General features: G+C 41.4%; 1 protein-coding gene. It reads right to left on the bottom strand.

Translation table 11 applies throughout. The features are described from left to right. Positions 1–67: 67 nt before the first annotated feature. The gene (locus tag NL42_RS18780) at positions 68–1,201 is read right to left on the bottom strand and encodes an LLM class flavin-dependent oxidoreductase (RefSeq protein ID WP_461313902.1); all 1,134 of its coding nucleotides are present in this window, start codon (positions 1,199–1,201) and stop codon (positions 68–70) included. Positions 1,202–1,315 lie beyond the last annotated feature (114 nt).

Raw genomic sequence — 1,315 nt, 5'->3', positions numbered from 1 at the left:
TTTTCAAACACTGTTATGCTGTTCAAACAACAAGACCCCTTTAATTTCTCAAAGAGGTCTAAGTTTATTATTTTAATTTATATCCTACTAAGGGTAAGACTTCTTCAGCCACTCGATATGCTTCTTCTAAATGTGGATTACTCGCTAAAATAAAATGTCCAACCCCAATATCAATATATTCTTGCAAACGCTCTGCGACTTGCTCGTAGCTCCCGACTAAAATACAGTTTGGCCCACCTCGTACATTTGACATTCCCGCCCAAACATTCGGACTTACAAATAAGTCTTCAAAACGATTGCCCTGTGCCAAGGCCTGCTGACGCTTCGCTCCTACCGATTCAGTGTCTTTTCGTTCAAATGCATTACCATCAACTGTAATGGTTTCATACATCTGTTTAAGCTCTTGGAAGGCTTGTTCTTGAGTAGGTCGTGCCAAAATATCGATACGCATGCCAAATTTAACTTTCCGTTCTGGCGAATTCTGCTCAAAGAAATTTTGGGCCTGTTCGATCACTTTCTTTTGTTGGTCTACAGGCTCTCCCCAAGTTAAATGAATATCGGCATGACGTCCTGCCACTTGTAAAGCGGCATCACTCGCACCTGCTAACCACAAACGCGGAACGTCATATTGATTCATTGGGTATTTCAGGCCGCCCTGTTCAACATGGAAAAACTTTCCATCGTAATTAAAAGGTGCATTGTGTGAGTAACCTTTTACAAATTCTAAAAATTCATTGGTCCGTGCATAGCGTTGATCATGTTCAATGAAGTCCCCATACGCGCGTTGCTGTGCGCCACCACCGCCTGAAATGACATTCCACTCTACTCGTCCCTGACTTAAACGCTGTAAACTTGCAGCCATTTGGCTTGCATAGGCTGGATGAATAAACCAAGGCTGAATTGCGATGAGCAAACGAAGTCTTTTTGTCTCTCTTGCCAGTGCAGAAGCTAACACCCATGGCTCTTCAGTATGTGGGAAAGCAGGAATGAGTGCGCCATGAAAACCAACAATATCGGCTGCTTTCGCTACTTGCTCGACATAGTCATAGTAAGCAAATAACTGATCTTCATATTGCGGTGCAACACGTTGTGGAGATTGAACTGCTGGAGTTAATTGATTCCATTCACCGCGTGTGTGTAATTGATGTGCTCGACGACCATCCCCATGAACAGGGATTCTCCATAAAAACTCAACTGACATAATGAATCTCGATAATTTAAAGATTTGACGATATTTAATTCGTTAAAAGTCTTATGAGCAGGAATCATGCCGTTATTTTTTTAAATTAATTTTTAGCTATACTACTGTTTTATA

The organism is Acinetobacter sp. GN11 (assembly GCF_054823985.1).
This window is presented reverse-complemented; position numbering and strand designations above follow the sequence as displayed.

Coding starts and splice junctions, on each gene's coding strand:
- NL42_RS18780 (WP_461313902.1), bottom strand. CDS start 1,201: ATGTCAGTTGAGTTTTTATGGAGAATCCCTGTTCATGGGGATGGTCGT.